This is a genomic window from Croceivirga lutea, assembly GCF_014235875.1.
Lineage (GTDB): Bacteria > Bacteroidota > Bacteroidia > Flavobacteriales > Flavobacteriaceae > Croceivirga > Croceivirga lutea.
Window position 1 is genome coordinate 48142 of record NZ_JACJUK010000011.1, and the last position, 17331, is coordinate 65472.

Sequence of the window (17331 nt, forward strand, 5' to 3'; positions counted from 1 at the left end):
CTTGTTGTTTGGAGTATGTTTTTTGCAAAAATAGCATTTTAAGCATCGTTTTAATGATTTTAACGCAATTAATTTGCTTTTATTGAATTTTCGAAAGGCACACGATTTAAAATACTTCGACCCAAGGTAACTTCATCTGCATATTCTAACTCATCACCCACAGCAATACCCCGAGCAATTGTTGAAGTTTTAACAGCTAAACCTTCTAATTGTTTATAGATGTAAAAATTAGTGGTATCACCTTCCATCGTAGAACTCAAAGCAAAAATGAGTTCAGAAACCTCTCCTTCTTTTACTTTTCTTACTAAAGAACCAATAGTTAAATCTTGAGGCCCAACACCTTCCATTGGAGAAATTTTACCCCCTAATACATGGTAAAGGCCTTTATATTGAGAAGTATTTTCAATAGCCATTACATCTCTTACATCTTCAACTACACAAACTAGGCTTTTATCCCGTTTAGGGCTAGCACATATTTCACAGACTTCTGTATCAGAAATATTATGACAGCTTTTGCAATACACCACTTGTGTTCTCAATAAATTAAGCGCATTGGTTAACTCCTCTGTTTGCCTTTCTGGCTGCTTAAGTAAGTGCAATACTAAACGTAAAGCTGTACGCTTACCAATGCCTGGTAATTGTGAAACCTCGTACACTGCATTTTCTAAAAATTTAGACGAAAAATCCATCATTCAAAATTACAATATATCTTCTGGAAATTGGATTTTGTATTTTGCATTTTATTTCAAATTTATGACTGCTACTCAAATACTATTTCTTATTGCTGCCTATTTTTTAGTGCTCGTTGCCATCTCTTATTTTACTGGTAAAAACGACACTAATGCTGATTTTTTTAAAGCGGGCAAACAGTCTCCATGGTATTTAGTAGCTTTTGGTATGGTTGGTGCTTCACTTTCTGGAGTTACCTTTATCTCAGTTCCAGGTTGGGTAGAAGCCTCTGAGTTTAGCTATATGCAGGTGGTTATTGGGTATCTATTTGGCTATTTTGTTGTGGCTTTTGTTCTTTTACCTATTTATTATCGACTAAACCTTACTTCTATTTATGAATACTTAAAAGAACGTTTTGGTCCAACCAGCCATAAAACAGGTGCATTTTTCTTTTTTGTTTCAAGAGTACTTGGAGCAGCTTTTCGCTTATTCTTAGTAGCAATAGTACTGCAGCAATTTGTTTTCGATGATTTTGGTATTCCGTTTGAAATAACCGTTATCATTTCAATAGTATTAATCTGGATTTATACCAATAGAGGTGGAATTAAAACAATTGTTTGGACAGATACTTTACAAACCACATTTATGATTTTAGCAGTAATTCTTTCTATTGTTTTTATAAATCGAGAATTGGATTGGACTTTTAGCGAATTCTTAGCGTCTGATGAACTAAAAAAGTATAGTAATTTTTTAGTTACCGATGACTTTAGAGCTCGCAACCACTTTATAAAATCTTTTATTGGCGGCATGTTTATCACTATCTGCATGACAGGTTTAGACCAAGATATGATGCAAAAAAACCTGACCTGTAAAAACTTAAAAGATGCCCAAAAAAATATGGTGTCATTTAGTTTTGTACTAGTTCTGAGTACCTTTTTATTTATACTGTTAGGAGCACTACTTTTTATTTACGCTGGTCAAAATCAGATTGCTATTCCGTTGATGGATGGAGCACCCAAAACAGATTTACTTTTTCCTGAAATTGCTTTAAATAGTGACTTAGGTCTTACTTTAAGTATCACGTTTATGTTAGGGCTAATTGCAGCAGCATATAGCAGTGCTGATAGTGCTTTAACTTCTTTAACAACTTCTTTCTGTGTTGACTTTTTAAACGTTGAAGAAAAACCTCAAAATGAACAGAAGAAAACACGCAAACGTGTACATATTTATATGAGTTTTTTACTTGTTATTGTGATTATAATATTTAAATACATTTTAAGTAGAAATGTTATAGACAGCTTACTAATTGTAGCTGGCTACACGTATGGCCCATTATTAGGTTTATTTGCTTTTGGCATTTTTACAAAACACCAAATAAAGGATAAATACGTATGGATTGTTGGGGTGCTTTCTGTAATTTTAATTGCATTGATTGCAAATATTAACCCTGAGTATTTAGGAGGCTATGTAATGGGTTATGAATTATTACCCTTGAACGGATTGTTGACTTTTTTAGGTTTATATTTTATTAGGGAAAGAAAAGCAGCAGTTGTTTAAACGTTATATTGATTTGTTGCTAATAAAACTAAAGTACAAGCCACCTGAACTTTGATATTATTTTCTTGTAGAAGCTTATAAAATTCAGGATTTTCTGTACCTGGATTAAAAATTACGCTATTTGGTTGTAAGGCAATTATTTCTTTGTAGTATTTTTTTTGCAATTCAGAACGCATATATAACGTTACAACGTCAATATTTTGCAGTTCATTTAAATTTGTTTTAATTTGTACATCACGAACTATTTCATTCTTAGTTCCGAATGCAACAGTATCAATGTTGTTGTCACGTAACTTATTGATTGCTATGTTACTATAACGGTTCGGATTGGGTGACGCTCCAAAAACTAATGTTCTGTTCATTATAATTTGTTGTTAAATAAGTGGCGCAAACTGTAACTTTTTGTGATTTTTGCCGTCTTTTAAGATACAATCATTGGTAAGACTGTATTTTTTATAGTTAATGGTTAGTGTTTAGTATAGCTTATCAATGTATAACCCCAACTGCTAACGCACGTTGGGGTTTCTTTTAAAGCTTATACTAGTATTTTAAACTACCACCTAATTATGGCGCTCCCCCAGGTGAACCCACTACCAAAAGCGGCAAGCACTACCAAATCACCTTTTTTAATTTTTCCTTGTTCCCATGCTTCTGTTAATGCAATAGGTATTGATGCAGCGGTAGTATTACCATATTTCATAATATTATTAAATACTTGGTCATCAGTAAGACCAAATTTCTTTTGAACAAACTGAGAAATACGCAAGTTAGCCTGATGCGGAATTAACATATCTATATCTGTTGGCTGAAGTTGGTTTGTTTGTAATCCTTCCATAATTACTTCGCTAAAACGCACTACTGCGTTTTTGAATACAAACTGTCCGTTCATATGGGGGTAATAAGACTCATCATTTGGGTCGTTATCCTTTAATATATCAGAAACCCAACGCTTACCCATACCAGGTGCTATCAGAGATAATTCTTCAGCATGCTGCCCTTCTGAATGTAAATGTGTAGACAGGATACCTTTACTTGTGTCTTCTTCTCTACTTAGAACCGCTGCACCTGCACCATCACCAAAAATTACAGAAACTCCTCTACCTCTAGTAGTAAAATCTAATCCTCTACTATGTACTTCTGAGCCAATAACCAAAACGTTTTTATACATGCCAGTTTTAATAAACTGGTCAGCTACAGAAATGCCATAAACAAAACCAGAGCATTGGTTACGAACATCTATTGCACCTACAGTGTCAATACCCAAATCTCTCTGTACCAACACCCCTGGTCCTGGAAAATAATAGTCTGGACTAAGGGTTGCAAAAACAATAAAATCAATATCATTTTTATCAATACCGGCTCTTTCTATAGCTTTTTTTGCTGCTTTAACCCCCATTGAGGTTGTAGTCTCCTCTTCTGTATTTACATGTCTTCTTTCCTTAATACCAGTTCGCTCTTGAATCCACTCATCATTAGTATCCATTACTTTGGATAAATCATCATTGGTAACAACATGGTCGGGAACATAATAACCTAATCCCGTTATCTTAGAATTGTACATAGTGCGTTATTTAATTTGTAAATTAACAAATATCCTACGCTAAAATTGAATAAAATTGAATTTTTAAGGATTTCTATTTCAGAAAACGCTGATAATCATTAACCTTAACTTTAGCATTTAAGTCATACAATAGGTTGTAAAGACCAAAAAAGGTTCGGTTCATATAAATAAAATGTTTAGAACCTCGATTACTATTCATTTTTCGAATTTGCTGGTCTTTGGAGTAGCGTTCACTCAAATCTGCAATTTTAGCCCAAAAATCTTCATTCCCAAAATCAAAATTTTCATAATGAAAAGGCATAGTAAATATGCTTAGCATTTCTTTGAATAGGTTTTTGAAGAAAAGTAGTTCTTCTGAAGAATCTGTTGGCGTCAATATTTCTAATTCAAATAGTTTTTGCTCAAACAGCTCTTCATTTTGCAGGCATTTTTGGTCTGCCATTTCAAAATAGGGGATGTAAAAATCATCTGGAATTTGTTTTATACACCCAAAATCTATGGCAATTAAATACTCATCATCGCTTACTAAAAAGTTACCTGGATGCGGGTCTGCGTGCACTTTTTTAAGTCCGTGAATTTGATACATGTAAAAATTCCATAGCGCCTGCCCTAATTTATTACCCACTTTGGGGTCAAAATCTGTTTTTACAAATTCTCCTAAATGAAGACCCTGCATCCAATCCATAGTAATTATACGTTCACTTGATAACTCAGGATAGTACCCAGGAAAACGCATTAATTCAATTTTAGCGCAAGCTTTTGTTATTTCTTTACTTTGCTCTAATTCTAAAATATAATTAGTTTCTTCAATTAGTTTGTGTTCAACTTCTTTAAAATACTTTTCAGAATCCTTAGCTGGTAAATTGAACATTTTTAAGGCAATAGGTTTTACTAAAGCCAAATCGCTACTTATACTTTGCGCAACTCCCGGATACTGAATTTTAACCGCAAGTGTTTTGCCATCTTTCTCAGCTTTGTGAACCTGGCCAATGCTTGCTGCGTTTATAGAATTACTATCAAACTGGTCAAAAATTTCTTCAGGATATTTTCCAAAATACTTTTTAAACGTTTTTCTTACTAAGGGTGCTGATAATGGTGGAACAGAAAATTGAGAAAGCGAAAATTTCTCAACATATGCCCGTGGCAACAAGTTCTTTTCCATACTTAGCATTTGCGCTACTTTTAACGCACTGCCTTTTAAGCTTTTTAAGCCATCATAAATATCAGTAGCATTATCTTGATTGAGTTCTTCTTTGTCTAAATCAGGATTAACAAGTTTCTTACTGTAGTATTTTGCGTAGTTACCTCCTATTTTTATACCAGTAGTTACTAATTTCCCCGCCCTTTCTAACTTACCTGTTGGTATTTTATCCAATGTTTTCATTGGCAACTATGCTTTACTAGATTGATATAAAAACTTTCCAAAATCAATGATGCTCTCTAAAACTGAATTATCAAATACATCAAAAATGGTCCGAACAGATTTTTCTATGGCTACATCTGTATCCTCGAAACCAGCAGATGAATCATTTAACCAAAAACGAAGTAGAAAGAGTAACTGTAACCAAGCACCTTCAGAAAACAAACTTTTGTTCTGCTTAGTTATATTTAGCGTTTTTTCCTCATTAGCCTGCTCAATTAAATCGCCAGAAAATTCTTTTACCTTTTTACGTAGTCCTTTTAACTGTTCTAAACTTTCTAGTTTGTTTTTCTGATTTTGAAGCGTAAACAACACATAACTTCTGTTTTGTGTAAGTAACTCAAAAAAAGTGAAGAAAAAGGTTAACATTTTGTCTCTGTTAGTAAAAGACAAGTATTCTTTATTCTTATCAAGCAGTTCAAAGGTATTATCATAGAATTTCACCCAAATACCTTTTCTAATACTTTCTATTGAACCATAATAATTATAAAAATCACTTTCGTCAATTTTTACGTCTTTACAGAATTTATAGACAGATTTTGGTTCAGCATCATTTTCAAGCACATAATCCATGTAAAGTGCAATCAATTTATTACTGTCTATCTTTTTTGTAGCTGCCTTTGTTGCCATAGGTATTTTGTTTAGTCAAATTTACTATTAAACAAACAGTTTTTACGTTAAAAATTATGCAATTCTACACCCTTAAAATAGAAAGCGTACCTTTTGAGATAAGATACGCTTTCAACAACCTAACCAATAAATAAACAAACTTTTAAGGGGAACTCTTTATCATAGCAATTTATCCCGTTTGCTTTACAAATATAGTTTTTGTTTAAGCTTATTTAAAAATTATTAAACATAATTGTTTGTTAAAAATTAATCGGTATAAATCCATAGTGTCAGATTGTCACTTTTAGGCAAGTGGTATTTTTTTTGATAAAAAGGAGTTGGAATCATATATAAAGCGATTAAAAAGCAAAATTTTAAAAATTAAAAGAAAATGGCTACAGGTAAAATAAATGTATCAGTCGAAAATATTTTTCCACTGATAAAGAAGTTTTTATACAGCGATCATGAAATATTTTTACGCGAGTTAATTTCTAACGCAACAGATGCAACCTTAAAATTAAAACACTTAACTGCTATTGGTGAAGCTAAGGTAGAATATGGCAATCCTAGAATTGAAGTTAAGGTTGATAAAGAAGCTAAACAAATTAGAATCATCGACCAAGGTATTGGTATGACAGAGGAAGAAGTTAAGAAGTATATTAATGAGGTAGCTTTTTCTGGTGCAGAAGAATTCTTAGATAAATATAAAGATGCCGGTAAGGATGCTGGCATTATAGGTCACTTTGGTTTAGGTTTTTACTCTGCCTTTATGGTAGCAGACAAGGTTGAAATAATTACCAAAAGCTTTAAAGACGAAGCTGCAGTTCACTGGAGCTGTGATGGCTCTCCAGAATTTGAACTTAAAGAGGCAACTAAAACTGATAGAGGTACAGAAATTGTGTTACATGTTGCTGAAGATTCTACAGAGTTTTTAGAAGAAGGTAGAATTAGAGAGCTGTTGACTAAGTATAACAAGTTTATGCCAATACCAATTAAGTTTGGTACTAAAACTGAGACTTTACCAAAACCAGAAGGTGCTAAAGAAGAAGACCCAGCACCAACCCAAGAGGTAGATGATATCATCAACAATCCAAACCCAGCTTGGACTAAAAAACCAACAGATTTAACTCAAGAAGATTACGCTGGTTTTTACAGAGAACTGTATCCTATGCAGTTTGAAGAGCCTTTGTTTAATATACATTTAAATGTAGATTATCCGTTTAACTTAACAGGTATTTTATACTTTCCAAAGCTTACCAATGATTTAAACGTACAAAAAGATAGAATTCAACTATATCAAAACCAAGTTTTTGTTACCGATAATGTTGAAGGTATAGTTCCAGAATTCTTAACCATGTTAAGAGGTGTTATTGATTCGCCAGATATTCCACTAAACGTTTCACGTTCCTATTTACAGGCAGATGGTGCAGTAAAAAAGATTTCAAGCTACATCACCAAAAAAGTTGCCGATAAATTAAACTCATTATTTAAAGATAATCGTGAAGACTTTGAACAAAAGTGGAATGATATTAAAGTTGTTATTGAATACGGAATGCTTTCTGAAGATAAATTCTTTGACAAGGCTGAAAAATTTGCGCTTTATCCTACAATAGACGGTGACTACTATACTTTTGACGAATTGGTTGAAAAAATTAAAGACAGTCAAACAGATAAAGACAACAAAACCGTAGTTCTTTACGCCTCTGATAAAGAAGCACAACACAGTTATATTGAAGCCGCTAAGGCCAAAGAATATACCGTACTGTTGTTAGATTCTCCTATTGTACCGCATTTAATACAAAAGCTAGAAACGGCTAAAGAGAATATAACATTTGCACGTGTAGATGCTGACCACGTTGATAATTTAATTAAGAAGGAAGACACTTCAATCTCTAAAATGACCGACGAGGAAAAAGACAAGGTCAAAGAAGAGATTGAAAAAGTTGTTGGTGAAAAAGGCTATACCATACAAATGGAAGCTATGGATAGTTCAGCCCAGCCCTTTATTATAACAGAGCCAGAATTTATGCGTAGAATGAAAGAAATGCAGCAAACTGGTGGTGGTATGTTTGGTATGGGTAACATGCCAGATATGTTCAACTTGGTAGTAAATACCAATCATGAATTGGTGAACGATATTTTAAATACCAAAACCGCTAAAAAGCGTGAACGCTTAATTAACCAGTCATTAGACTTGGCAAGACTTTCTAAAGGATTATTAAAAGGAGAGGCATTAACTAATTTCATCAATCGTAGTTACGATATGATTAAATAAGCTCCATTTCTGCTAACGCAGAAATGGCAAAATTTAAACCGCTTTAAAATGTATAGTATCATTTTAAAGCGGTTTTTTTATTGTATTTCTTTAACTTATACCTCTAAACCAACCAACTATGAGCAACGACTATAAAAGTCCAGCTTTTAAAAAACTACTAGATTCACTTCAACAGCAAAGTTGGGAATTAGAGCTCATAATTTCGGGTTTCGCCATTTTTGGTTTGTTTACAGCTTATGAACCCTTAGAAATAAAACTTTACAATGCAGAAAATAACGACCAAATTTATCAGTTTGTTGTTTACGTTGTAGCCCTTGCTGCTTGCTCTATTCTACTATTTAATTTGTTGCTACATGTAGTCCTGAGAGGTTTATGGATTGGTGCTTTAGGACTTCGATATATTTCTGGTGATATTGATTTTGAAGCCTTAAAATATTCCCCAAAGTTTAGAAACTACCTAGAAAAACGTATTGTTTCTTTCGATAGGTACATTGCCAGCTTAGAGAATTATTGCAGTATACTCTTTGCTGTTTCTTTTCTACTAATATTCTATGTATTAGCCTTAACTATGGTAATAATATCCATGGTTTTACTTGGCACACTAATCGTTGACAATGAACAATTACCTCATTGGATTTCTAAATACATTGGCGCGGTTCTAGCAATTTTTTTATTGCTAGGTATGGTTTTAACTTTTATCGATTTTGCAACCCAAGGCTATCTTTTAAAACGAAAACAGTGGATCTCTAAAATCTATTTCCCTATTTACTGGGTTTTTAGTTTTATAACGCTGTCTTTTCTCTATAGACCTCTAGTATATAATTTCCTAGACAACAAGTTTGGTAAACGCTTGGTACTAGCGTTAGTACCTATTTATGTTGCTATTTTATTCTTGACCTCAATTGAATATAGAAATTCTAATTATTTAGAAAAAGATAAGAACTCCAATAGCAGATTTGCGAACAAAGAAAATTATATGGATATGTTGACCAGTGAGGCTGATTTTCCCGGAGATTTGGTAATACCTTCAAAAATTATTACCACCAATTATTTACAAGTTTTTATGCCCTTTAGAGAAGAATTAGACGACCGTATTTTTGCTTTTGATGAAACTCTTAAACCAGAAAATGACCGCAGAGGATTAAGTTCTGATATTCAATTCTCTTCTAACTGGGATGATAAAATTAAGAGTATAAAGCAAAAAGATAGTATAAGAAAAAAATATGTAGAAACATTTAACACCATGTATCTGTTTCAAATTGATTCTACTACCAAAGACGGAGAATTTATTTTAACCACTAATAAAAAGGATGTTTTTGGTTTTGAAACGGTACTAAAACTAGATAGTCTCTCAGAAGGCAAACATCTCTTAAAATTGCGTAAACTTCGCAAGAAAAAAGAAAAAATTGATACCCTAAGTACAATGGTTATTCCGTTTTGGTATTTTAAAAACTAATTAGCTACAATGAATTATCCCTGGCACTTATATGCAATGGCTGCAATGTACTGTTTTGCAGGAATCATGCATTTTATAAAACCTAAAGCCTATTTGCGCATTATGCCTAGGTATCTACCCAAACACAAGCAACTCGTTTTTTGGAGCGGAGTTGCAGAAGTTGTTTTGGGCATTGGTTTACTTTTTAATGCTACCAAAAACCTAGCAATTTATGGTATATCTGCCATGCTAGTTATTTTTTTATTGGTTCATTTTTATATGTTAAAAGGTGAGAAAGAATCAGCAGGTGTTCCCAAATGGATATTACTTTTACGTATTCCGCTACAGTTTTTCTTAATCTGGTGGGCATTATGGTATCTAAAATTTTAAAATGAAGGTAATCTCTACAAACATTGCAAAACCAGTAACCGTTACTTGGAGAGGTAATTCAATTCAAACGGGTATTTTCAAAAAACCAACCAAGGCATCTATACATTTAAAAAAGAATGATGTAAAAGATGACACGGTAATCGACCGTAAATATCATGGTGGTGAATTTAAAGCCTGTTATTTATTTTCTGCAGATGTTTATCCGTATTGGAAAGAGAAATATCCTCATTTAGAATGGGACTGGGGTATGTTCGGAGAAAATTTAACTATTGAAGGTTTAAATGAAGCTAAACTTAATATCGGAGACATATTTAGATTGGGTACCGCACTAATTGAAATTACACAACCTAGAGAACCATGTTACAAACTAGGTATTAAGTTTGGTACACAAAAAATTTTAAAAGAATTTATTGCCCATTCGCATCCAGGAACTTATATACGAGTATTAGAAGAAGGTAAAGTTACTCTAGGTGATAAATTTCAGATGGTGAAACCTTCTACAATCCAGGTTACCACTCTTCAAATGTACCAGCAGTTATATGCTCAAAAAAAAGATGTAACTATTTTAGAAAAGATAATTAGCCATACCGCCTTACCCCAAAAGAAAAGAACCAAAATGGCACAGTGGTTATAAAAAAGAAAACCCCGACAAATGCCGGGGCCAACTAACTGAATAAAACTAAACTAAACTGTCTTAGAAGATATCAATGGTTTCAGTATAAGTACCATTTCTATCTACCACAATAATTGTGTAGGTATCTCTTTTTGCGTTAACAAAGTTGAAAGCTTTTTCTACCACAACTTTACCTTCAACCTCTTCGTTGAAAAGTATACGGCCTTCGCTATCCAAAACCTTTAAAATTACTTTACCTTCAGAAAGATTTAAAAGGTTCATCATTAACTTATTCCCTTTTCTTTTGAAAGTTGGGTCAACTTTTATATCTACGATGTTTTTTTCTACTTCGTTCTGTGCTTTAGCTTTTCCACCAAAGTTGTTTGCTTGAGCAACCATTGCAGTTAATAATGTTGCTAGTACCAAAGTGTTTCTAACGATTGTCTTCATAACTTCTTGTTTTTAAGAGTTGTAAAAAAATTACAGTACAAACATACCGCCGTTTAGCAACCTATTTCTACCACAGAATTCGCCAATTTCTATGGTATTTTACCTTTAAACACTCTTAACATTTTGTTAATACGCAAAATAGAACAGAATTGGGTTAAATTTGCATAGAATCTACATTTTAGACATTGTAATTTTGTAGTAGATATAAGTTATGGAAGTAGTAAAACAAAAACCATCTTTTGAAGCAATTGAACCAACATTTGGTAATTCTTTCACCTACAAAAGATTTGATGAAGTAAATAAGAATAACTTTCAGTTTTGGCATTACCATCCAGAATTAGAATTAATATATGTTAATGGGGGTTCTGGTAAGCGCCAGATTGGTAGCCATGTATCTTATTTTAGAGATGGCGACCTAATGCTTATTGGTTCAAATTTGCCGCATTGTGGCTTTACAGATAAAAAAACAGGAAACAAAAGAGAAACTATTATTCAAATGAAAATGGACTTTTTAGGTCCAGATTTTTTCAATGTTCCTGAAATGAAGGGTATTCAAAAATTGTTTGAAGTAGCCAAAAGTGGAATTTCTTTTCATGGTAAAACCAAAACTAAAATTGGCGATAAAATGGAGACCATGGAATATCAGAGTGATTTTCAACGCTTAATATCCATGCTCAACATTCTAAATGAACTTGCCAATTCTCAAGAATTCACAGTTCTTAATGCTGAAGGCTTTTCTTTACAGACCGAGGTTAAAGACAATGATCGTATTAATGTTGTCTTTAATTATGTTAGAGACAATTTTACTGAGCCTATTGCTTTAGAAGAGATTTCTAATTTAGTAAGCATGACGGTACCTTCTTTTTGTAGATACTTTAAAAAGATGACCAATAAAACGTTTACACAATTTGTAAATGAATATCGCCTTGTACATGCTTCAAAATTGTTGGCAGAACAAAATATGAGTATAACAGAGGTTTGTTTTGCTTGTGGTTTCAATAACTTTTCTCATTTCAACAAATCGTTTAAAAACTTTACAGGACAAAATCCGTCAGAATATCGCAATCAACTTAAAAATGTAATTGCATCGGTTTAAATGAAATTAAAAACACTACCATTACCAGATGCAGAAGTAACGTATTACCCCAATTTTCTATCACCCATAGAAGCTGACTCTTTTTTTGAAATGCTAAAAAAAGAAGTTCCTTGGCAGCAAGATGATATAAAAATCTTTGGAAAAGTATACGCTCAACCACGGCTTACCGCATTGTATGGTAATAACGGTAAGCCATACTCGTATTCCAATATAACCATGTATCCAAATGAATATTCTGCACCTTTACTAAAGCTTTCAGAAAAATTGAAAATATACTCCACTGTAGAATTTACAACTTGCCTACTTAATTTATATAGAGATGGTAAAGACAGTAATGGTTGGCATGCCGATGATGAAAAAGAACTTGGTATTAATCCACCTATTGCCAGTATAAGTCTTGGAGCATCGCGGTATTTTCATTTAAAACATAAAACCAACAAAACTTACAAAGCTAAAATACTTCTAGAACATGGTAGCTTATTGCTAATGACTGGTGCCACACAACATCATTACAAACACCAAATTGCTAAAACCGCTAAGCTTATTGGTGAACGTATCAATCTTACTTTTAGAAGAATTGTTTGAATCTATACTACTGCCTTTATTAACTAATTCATAGCTACTATCTTTGTAAGGCTATGAAAAAAGAATTTTCTGAACGAGAGCTCGACCGTATTATTGAAATGGCTTGGGAAGACCGCACGCCATTTGAAGCTATTACTTTTCAATTTGGCATCTCAGAACAAGAAACTATTGAAATAATGCGCCGCGAAATGAAACCTAGTAGTTTTAGAATGTGGCGCAAGCGTGTACAGGGTAGAAAAACCAAACACAGCAAATTAAGAGGTAACGGCATTGACCGTTTTAAATGTTCGCGTCAACGCCATATTTCGGGCAATAAGGTTTCTAAACGCTGAACCATTTCAAGAAAAAATATCGTTTAAAACCTTAGCTAAACGTAAACCACCTTTTTGTAATTGCTCAAACAACCTGGGATTATTGGTATAGCTGTAGCGATACTTTAATTCCTCACCAATGGTAACACTATTGTAAATTTCTTCTGCAAGTACATGAGATTCGTCTACCCAATTGTAAAGAGTTCCTTCTTGTATTTTCTTACGTTGTCTTTTATTGGTTGAGCGCAAAAGTTCTTCACCCAATTCATAAAAACTCATTCCGTAAGACTCTATCATTTGCGTATCCCAAACCCTGTGGATATTAGAACCATCATTAAACCATTGTACCTGTATATCATTACCACCTTTATCCTCTCCTCTACCGACATGTAAAGGCTGATGTAAATCCCCTATAAAATGCACTAACATTTTTAAATAAAAAACTTTGTCTGCTCTAGAAGCTTTGTCATCTAAAAGTACTTGTTTACATTTATTCACAGCACTTACAACATTCATCTCATCTATATTCTCTGCGTCTAAATAATTAACTCCTAACGGATAGTTTACATAGTGCCAAGAATAAAATTCGCTATACGTACGGTCAGCCTTAATTTCATCAGCAAAAGTAGACACAAAGGCAAGGCTATGACCATCTAATAAATCATTAATCGCTTTTTTAGCTTTTCTAGAAAGATGTTTTTCTGCAATATAACCAGTAACTCTATGACCTTTTTTACCCCAAACCACAGCAGCATTAGCAGAAATTGAAAACAATAATAAAACGATAATGAGAAAACGCATTTAAAAAAATTTTGGCAAATGTAAGTTTCTGGTGTAAAGGCAGTGTTAAATGAGCAAAAGAAATTCTACAAAAAATACCATCTTGCGGCTATGAATCGGAAGCGTACCAAACAAAAAAACAGCAAAATTAAAAAAGTAAAATGGTTGTTAGTAGCCCTTATTATACTAGCAATCTTACCCTTATCATTTATAGGTTTGGTCGCTATTGGCCTATGGGGAAAGTTACCTTCAAAAGAAGAATTATCTGCTATTCAATACCAAAAAGCTTCTGAAATTTATTCTGCGGATAGTGTTTTAATAGGTAAGTTTTATTTGAATGATAGACAACCCATACCTTATTCAAAGTTTCCAAAACATTTGGTAAATGCATTGATAGCCATTGAAGATGAACGTTTTTATGACCACAATGGAACCGATTTTAGAAGTTTAGTAAGGGTAGGAATAAAGAGTATTGTTTTGGGTGATAAAAGATCTGGTGGCGGGAGCACCCTAACACAACAACTCGCAAAAAACCTATACCCTAGAAAAGACCGTAAACGTGTAAATATTGCTGTTAACAAGGTAAAAGAAATGCTAATAGCTAGAAAATTAGAAAAGCTATACAGCAAAAAAGAAGTATTGCATTTGTATTTAAATACGGTCTCATTTGGTGATAACACCTTTGGAATTGAGGCTGCTTCACGTAAATTTTTTAACAAACAAACCAACGATTTAAAAATTGAAGAAGCAGCTGTTTTGGTAGGAATGTTAAAAGCAACTTATGGCTACAACCCAAGAATTTTTCCTGAAAAGGCAAAAACACGAAGAGATTTGGTTTTTTACAATATGGAAAAAAATGGTTTTCTTTCCTCTACAGAGAAAGACAGTCTAAATAGACTCCCACTAAAACTAGATTATCGCGATTATGATTATAATGATGGTATTGCCCCCTACTTTAGAGAAGCTGTTCGAAAAGAACTAGCCAGTTGGACAGCAAAAAAAGGTTACAATTTATACACTTCTGGTTTAAAGATATACACCACTCTAGACTACAATATGCAATATCTGGCTGAAGAAGCCATGTTAGAACACATGAAAAAACTACAGCAAGATTTTGAAAAATCGTACGGTAAAAATGCACCATGGCTTAAAAATTCTTTAGTATTAAAAAAACTAGCTAAACGTACCCCCGATTACAAGCGTTTAGCTGCAAATGGCATATCAGAAAATGCCATTTGGGATAGCCTAAGTCAAAAAAAGCCCATGAAGTTGCCTAGTTATGAAGGCGAAAAAGAGATGAAAGCTAATGTTTTAGACAGTATTCGGCATTTTATGAAGTTCTTAAATGTGGGTTCTTTAGGGGTAGACCCACATTCCGGTGCCGTAAAAACATGGATTGGTGGTATAAATTTCTCTTATTTTAAATACGACCATGTAAATCAGAGTAAGCGACAAGTTGGCTCTACTTTTAAACCAATTGTGTATTCTGCTGCTTTAGAAGATGGAGTACAACCCTGTGATTACTTTTCGGCACGTGAAGTGGAATATGAAAATCTAAAAGGTTGGTCTCCCAGTAATTCTGGTGATGAAGATGAAGCTTATTTAAACTACTCTTTAGAACAAGCTTTGAGTAACTCAATAAATACGGTTACAGTTAAAGTACTAGAGAAAACAGGAATGCCAAAAGTGCTGAGCATGGCTAAAGATATGGGCATTACAGCTACCCTGCCAAACGAACCTTCTATAGCATTGGGTACTGGTGAACTCAGCATAAAAGAATTGGTAAAAGCGTATACCACCTTTGTAAACAACAGTATACCCGTAGAGCCTTATTTTATAGAACGAGTTACTACCGAAACAGACGCTATCTTAGCTGAGCACAAAGAAACTGATAATAAACAACAAGCTTTCAGTGACAAAACACGAATGCAAATGTTGAAAATGATGGAAGCCACCGTTAATTCTGGTACAGCATCTAGAATTCGTTCAACATACAAACTACAAAATGCAATTGCCGGCAAAACTGGAACTACCCAAAATAATAAAGATGCTTGGTTCGCTGCAATAACCCCAAATTATGTAAATATTACTTGGGTGGGTTTAGACAACCACGAAATCGGATTTCGTTCTACAGCACTGGGGCAAGGTGCTAATGCTGCGTTACCCGTATTTGCAAAATTGTATTCAAAAATGAATGCAGATACCTCATTTAACTACATAACCAAAGCACAATTTGAAAAGCCAAGTGATGCTGTATTAGAAACTTTAGATTGTGAACCCGTCAAAAGAGATGGGTTTTTAAAACGCTTGTTTACCAATCCTAACAAAAAGAAAAAGAAAAGGTTTAGGGGCTAATTTTTTGGTTATGCGTTTTATAATTTGTGGTTGATGGTCACTTGTTAATTTTAGTGGTATTAACCTCTCCAAATCATGGAGATAATTCAATTTAAACATTAAGCAAAACGTAAAAATAGGTAAACAACTTTACCAAAACAGCTTGCTATATTTTTCATCTACCTATTCACTCTGCTTTTACTTTTAAGAAAAATCTTTTTCCTTTTCAAGTTAAAATATTTCGCTTCTTCTAAATCTATAAATCAATATTCAAAAGAACTGTTCAAGATAATATCCACATTTTTTGAATTTTAGCTTGATTAAAAAATATTTAATATATTTATGATATCATTTTAATATCACATTAAATTCATCAGTTATGACCAATGAAAAAATTGTTTCGCCACTTAATGGCTATTTTATGCTCTTTTGTTTTCTGCTATTATTTTTTGGCGGAATATTTCTATTAATAAATACCGGTAGCCTTTGGTTTATTGTTGCAATCGTAATTGCGCTAATTATTGCTACAGGTTTAGTATTGGTAAATCCTAATAGCTCTCGCGTTTTACTGCTTTTTGGTAAATATGTAGGTACTATAAAAAGTAACGGGTTATACTGGGTAAATCCACTATACTCTAAAAGAAAAATTTCGTTACGTGCTAGCAATTTTGATAGTGAACGATTAAAAGTGAATGATAAATTGGGGAACCCTGTAATGATAAGTACAATTTTAGTTTGGCGGGTTACAGACACCTATAGAGCAGCTTTTGATGTTGATGATTACAAAAATTTTGTTCGTGTACAAACTGATGCGGCAGTAAGAAAATTAGCAAGTATGTATCCGTATGACAATTTTGCCGATGAAGATTTAGAAGAAGATATCACCTTACGCTCAAGTGTAAATGAAGTTAGTGAGAACTTAGAGAAAGAGGTACAAGAACGTCTATCAATGGCAGGTATTGAAGTGCTTGAAGCCCGTATAGGTTACTTGGCCTACGCACAAGAAATTGCAAATGCCATGCTTAAAAGACAGCAAGCTACTGCTATTGTCGCAGCTCGCCATAAAATTGTGGAAGGTGCTGTAAGTATGGTTGAAATGGCTTTAGCTGAGTTAAATGATAAAGCTATTGTTGATTTAGATGAAGAACGCAAAGCAGCAATGGTAAGTAATTTAATGGTAGTCTTATGTTCAGATAAAGATGCCTCACCTATAGTAAATACAGGTACTTTAAATCACTAAGAAAAG

Annotated in this window: 17 protein-coding genes; 10 read left to right on the forward strand and 7 right to left on the reverse strand. The window is 33.4% G+C overall.

Annotated features, from left to right (window positions below):
- Window positions 1-68: 68 nt before the first annotated feature.
- A complete protein-coding gene (gene recR / locus H5V42_RS14740) occupies window positions 69-689 on the reverse strand; it encodes a recombination mediator RecR (protein WP_185783984.1) in 621 nt (206 codons plus the stop codon).
- Between the two features lie 64 nt (window positions 690-753).
- Between recR and H5V42_RS14745 the strand changes: the two genes are divergently transcribed.
- A complete protein-coding gene (locus tag H5V42_RS14745) occupies window positions 754-2226 on the forward strand; it encodes a sodium:solute symporter (protein ID WP_185783944.1) in 1473 nt (490 codons plus the stop codon).
- Here the strand turns inward: H5V42_RS14745 and H5V42_RS14750 are convergent.
- The 4 genes from H5V42_RS14750 to H5V42_RS14765 all read right to left on the reverse strand — a co-directional run bounded on the left by H5V42_RS14750 (window position 2223) and on the right by H5V42_RS14765 (window position 5837).
- Window positions 2223-2588, reverse strand: coding sequence for a CoA-binding protein (locus H5V42_RS14750; protein ID WP_185783945.1), 366 nt, complete (start codon window positions 2586-2588; stop codon window positions 2223-2225). The two genes, H5V42_RS14745 and H5V42_RS14750, sit on opposite strands and share 4 nt — an antisense overlap.
- A 191-nt stretch (window positions 2589-2779) precedes the next feature.
- Window positions 2780-3787: a 3-oxoacyl-ACP synthase III family protein gene (locus tag H5V42_RS14755; protein ID WP_185783946.1), complete on the reverse strand. Its 1008-nt coding sequence runs from the start codon at window positions 3785-3787 to the stop codon at window positions 2780-2782.
- 73 nt (window positions 3788-3860) lie between these two features.
- Window positions 3861-5171, reverse strand: a complete 1311-nt coding sequence (locus tag H5V42_RS14760) for an ABC1 kinase family protein (protein ID WP_185783947.1) — start codon at window positions 5169-5171, stop codon at window positions 3861-3863.
- Between the two features lie 6 nt (window positions 5172-5177).
- Window positions 5178-5837: a TetR family transcriptional regulator C-terminal domain-containing protein gene (locus H5V42_RS14765; protein ID WP_185783948.1), complete on the reverse strand. Its 660-nt coding sequence runs from the start codon at window positions 5835-5837 to the stop codon at window positions 5178-5180.
- Window positions 5838-6207: 370 nt separating this feature from the next.
- Between H5V42_RS14765 and htpG the strand changes: the two genes are divergently transcribed.
- From htpG to H5V42_RS14785, 4 genes are all read left to right on the forward strand, one after another.
- Entirely contained in the window at window positions 6208-8091 is a 1884-nt protein-coding gene (gene htpG, locus H5V42_RS14770; RefSeq protein ID WP_185783949.1) for a molecular chaperone HtpG, read from the forward strand.
- A gap of 118 nt (window positions 8092-8209) precedes the next feature.
- A complete protein-coding gene (locus tag H5V42_RS14775) occupies window positions 8210-9547 on the forward strand; it encodes a hypothetical protein (RefSeq protein ID WP_185783950.1) in 1338 nt (445 codons plus the stop codon).
- A 9-nt stretch (window positions 9548-9556) separates the two neighbouring features.
- Window positions 9557-9916, forward strand: coding sequence for a DoxX family protein (locus tag H5V42_RS14780; protein WP_185783951.1), 360 nt, complete (start codon window positions 9557-9559; stop codon window positions 9914-9916).
- A 1-nt stretch (window position 9917) separates the two neighbouring features.
- The gene (locus H5V42_RS14785) at window positions 9918-10550 is read left to right on the forward strand and encodes an MOSC domain-containing protein (protein ID WP_185783952.1); all 633 of its coding nucleotides are present in this window, start codon (window positions 9918-9920) and stop codon (window positions 10548-10550) included.
- Between the two features lie 60 nt (window positions 10551-10610).
- Here H5V42_RS14785 and H5V42_RS14790 read toward each other — a convergent pair whose 3' ends face one another.
- Window positions 10611-10979, reverse strand: coding sequence for a hypothetical protein (locus H5V42_RS14790; protein WP_185783953.1), 369 nt, complete (start codon window positions 10977-10979; stop codon window positions 10611-10613).
- A 211-nt stretch (window positions 10980-11190) separates the two neighbouring features.
- Here H5V42_RS14790 and H5V42_RS14795 point away from each other — a divergent pair, with 211 nt between their 5' ends.
- Genes H5V42_RS14795 through H5V42_RS14805 form a run of 3 tightly spaced genes read left to right on the forward strand, consistent with a single transcriptional unit; the run spans window position 11191 to window position 12992 of the window.
- Window positions 11191-12075, forward strand: coding sequence for an AraC family transcriptional regulator (locus tag H5V42_RS14795; RefSeq protein WP_185783954.1), 885 nt, complete (start codon window positions 11191-11193; stop codon window positions 12073-12075).
- Window positions 12076-12660 carry an alpha-ketoglutarate-dependent dioxygenase AlkB family protein gene (locus H5V42_RS14800; RefSeq protein ID WP_185783955.1) on the forward strand — a complete coding sequence of 195 codons (585 nt, stop codon included), beginning with the start codon at window positions 12076-12078 and terminating at the stop codon, window positions 12658-12660. It begins immediately after the preceding gene.
- Between the two features lie 53 nt (window positions 12661-12713).
- Complete coding sequence (locus H5V42_RS14805; protein WP_185783956.1) at window positions 12714-12992, forward strand: TIGR03643 family protein; 279 nt, start codon at window positions 12714-12716, stop codon at window positions 12990-12992.
- A gap of 6 nt (window positions 12993-12998) precedes the next feature.
- Here the strand turns inward: H5V42_RS14805 and H5V42_RS14810 are convergent, their stop codons facing one another.
- On the reverse strand, window positions 12999-13772 hold the full coding sequence (locus H5V42_RS14810; protein ID WP_185783957.1) for a S1/P1 nuclease: 774 nt from the start codon (window positions 13770-13772) through the stop codon (window positions 12999-13001).
- A gap of 90 nt (window positions 13773-13862) precedes the next feature.
- On the opposite strand from H5V42_RS14810, the gene H5V42_RS14815 reads away from it, so the two are divergent.
- The gene (locus tag H5V42_RS14815) at window positions 13863-16106 is read left to right on the forward strand and encodes a transglycosylase domain-containing protein (protein WP_185783958.1); all 2244 of its coding nucleotides are present in this window, start codon (window positions 13863-13865) and stop codon (window positions 16104-16106) included.
- 358 nt (window positions 16107-16464) lie between these two features.
- Window positions 16465-17325 carry an SPFH domain-containing protein gene (locus H5V42_RS14820; RefSeq protein WP_185783959.1) on the forward strand — a complete coding sequence of 287 codons (861 nt, stop codon included), beginning with the start codon at window positions 16465-16467 and terminating at the stop codon, window positions 17323-17325.
- Window positions 17326-17331: the final 6 nt, after the last annotated feature.